The organism is Actinomadura roseirufa (assembly GCF_900659635.1).
Taxonomy (GTDB): Bacteria; Actinomycetota; Actinomycetes; order Streptosporangiales; family Streptosporangiaceae; genus Spirillospora; species Spirillospora roseirufa.
On record NZ_CAACVB010000511.1, the window covers coordinates 1 to 2,538 of the forward strand.

At 75.5% G+C, this 2,538-nt stretch carries 3 protein-coding genes; 1 reads left to right on the top strand and 2 read right to left on the bottom strand.

The features are described 5' to 3' along the window. Positions 1 to 115: 115 nt before the first annotated feature. On the bottom strand, positions 116 to 490 hold the full coding sequence (locus E1291_RS40925; protein WP_131743403.1) for an Rv2175c family DNA-binding protein: 375 nt from the start codon (positions 488 to 490) through the stop codon (positions 116 to 118). Between the two features lie 78 nt (positions 491 to 568). Then, a complete protein-coding gene (locus E1291_RS40930) occupies positions 569 to 1,813 on the bottom strand; it encodes an NAD(P)/FAD-dependent oxidoreductase (RefSeq protein ID WP_131743404.1) in 1,245 nt (414 codons plus the stop codon). 203 nt (positions 1,814 to 2,016) lie between these two features. Between E1291_RS40930 and E1291_RS40935 the strand changes: the two genes are divergently transcribed. Next, positions 2,017 to 2,538, top strand: a 522-nt coding sequence (locus E1291_RS40935; protein WP_131743405.1) for an FAD-dependent oxidoreductase, incomplete at its 3' end; no start/stop codon positions are given.

Consider the following 2,538-nt stretch of genomic DNA (forward strand, 5'->3'; position numbering starts at 1 on the left):
GACCGGCGGGGGCGACGCCGAAGGCGAGCCCCCGCCGGGAAGATCGCGAAGCGATTCGCGCTCGCACAAGCCCGGTCACGAAGCGAGCGCCAGCGAGCGCAGTGGGCCGGGATTGTCAAAAAGCCAACGCCTGTGCCCGGCGGCGGACTTCGGTGCCCCGGTTCTCGCTGAGCGCCTGGACGGGTGTGCCGGGCAGCGTGTCGTCGGCGGTGAACAGCCAGCGGAGCGTCTCCGCCTCGTCGAACCCGGCGTCGGACAGGAGCGTCAGCGTGCCGGACAGGCCCTTGACGACCTGGCCGTCCTTGATGAAGGCGGCGGGCACCATCGGCTCCCCGGCGCGGCGGACCGCGAGCAGGCGGCGCTCGCTGACGAGCTGCTTGATCCGGTTGGTCCTGATGCCGAGGCGGTCGGCTGCCTCCCGCAGGGAGAGCCACTCCCCGGCGAGCGCGTCGGTGCGGGGGTCGAGTGCGCTGTCAACGGTTGCGTGCATCTGCGTCACGCCCCCTGCCTACCATGCCTTCGGAACCCTTAAACCCTTCCGGCGCCCGTCAGGAGGGGTGCGCGTCCGCTATCCGCGAACGGCCTGCCGGACGGGCACCTCCGGATCGGCGATCGCGGCCGGGTCGACCGGTCTGCCGGCGGCGATCACGCGCCTGGCCTGGACGAGGTCCTTCGGCCGGTTCACGGTGAGGATGGCGTCGAGCCGGTCGCCGGTCAGCCACACCGCCGCCCACTTCGGGCCCGCCGGATCACCCCGGTGGACGAGCCGTTCCGACGCGGAGTGGTCGCCCGCGTACTGCACCATGCGGCCGAACTGCTCGGACCAGAAATAGGGCGGCTCGTCGTAGACGGCGTCCTGGCCGAGCAGCGTCGCGGCGGCCGTCTCGGGCGCGTTGAGAGCGGTGTCCCAGTGCTCGACGAGCAGCCGCCGCCCGTACCGGCCCGACCACCAGGCCGCGCAGTCGCCGACCGCGACCACGTCGCTTCGAGGCGGGCCCTGCGTCCCCGGCCGGTCGCCCTGGTCGTGCGCGCGGAACGAGCCGTCGGTGACCACGCCCCGCTCCAACAGCAGGCCGGAGCCTTCGAGCCAGCCCAGGTCGGGCCGGACGCCGACGCCGACCACCACCGTGTCGGCCGCGATCCGGCCGACCGGCCCCCCGGCGATCGCGAGCCCGCCGTGCTCGACCGCGGCGACCTTGACGCCGGTGCGCAGCTCGACGCCCGCCTCGGCGTACCAGGGCGCGGTGAGCGCGCCCACCTCCGGTCCGAGCGCGGCGGCGAGCGGCGTGTCGGCCGCCTCGACGACGGTGACGGCGCAGCCGCGCCGCGCGGCGGCGGTCGCGACCTCGGCGCCGATCCAGCCCGCTCCGACGATCACGACCCGGGCGCCGGCGGTGAGCCGGTCGCGCAGCGCGCGGGCCTCCTCGATGGTCCGCAGGACGTGCTGGGCGCCGTCCCCGGGCAGGGCGACCGGGACGGCGCCGGTCGCGATGACCAGCCCGTCGAAGGGCAGGTCGCCCGCGGTGGAGGCGACGACACCGCCGCGGGGTCCGGTGCCGGCGGGGGCGTGCGGCCGCAGCCCGGTCGCGCGCTCGCCGAGCAGCAGGTCGCAGCGCAGCGCGTCCCAGTCGGTCTCCACCGTGGTGTCGTCGGTGTCGCCCGCCAGCACGGCCTTCGACAGCGGGGGCCGGTCGTAGGGCCGGTGCGGTTCCGCCGACAGCAGTGTGAGCGCGCCCTCGTACCCCTTGCCGCGCAGCGCCTCGGCGGCGCGGACGCCCGCCAGCCCGCCGCCCACGACGATCACCCTGTCCATGCCGGCCACCCTAACCGGCGGCGCTCGAGGCCCTCTGGGGAGCGTTTCCTGATTTCGGCTGCATGTCAGTGCATATGCGGATGCTTCCGGGTCGTATGGTGGGGGCAGAGCGCGGGAGTCCGGTTCGACCGGGCTGAGAGGGCGGCTGAACGGGCCGCCGACCGCCAGACCTGATCCGGATCATGCCGGCGAAGGGAGCGCGCGTGGAGATAGCGATCATCGGTGCCGGGGTCATCGGCCTCGGCACCGCCTGGCGGGCCGCGGCGGGCGGCGCCGCCGTCACGCTGGTGGACCCGGCGCCCGCGAGCGGCGCCTCGTCCGTCGCGGCGGGCATGCTCACCCCGGTCAGCGAGCTGACCTACGGCGAGGAGCCGCTGCTGCGGCTCGGCCTCGCCTCCCGGGACCGCTACGGCGCGTTCATCGCCGAGCTGGAGGAGCTCACCGGGCTCGGCACCGGCTACCGCACCGACGGCATCCTCGAGGTCGCCTTCGACACCGGCGACCTCGGCTACCTCGACGACCTGCGCCGCTTCCAGGAGACCCTCGGCATCCCGGCCGAGGCGCTCACCGGCCGCGAGTGCCGGCGGCTGGAGCCGATGCTCGCGCCGGGCGTGCGCGGCGGGCTGCTCGCGCCCGAGGACGGCTCGGTCGACCCGCGCCGGCTCACCCGGGCCCTGCTGGCGGCGTTCGACCGGCGGGACCGGGCCCGGACGGAGGTCGCGGCG

Bases quoted from the DNA above. Each gene is read 5' to 3' on its own strand.
- E1291_RS40925 (WP_131743403.1), bottom strand. From the start codon at position 490: ATGCACGCAACCGTTGACAGCGCACTCGACCCCCGCACCGACGCGCTC.
- E1291_RS40930 (WP_131743404.1), bottom strand. From the start codon at position 1,813: ATGGACAGGGTGATCGTCGTGGGCGGCGGGCTGGCGGGCGTCCGCGCC.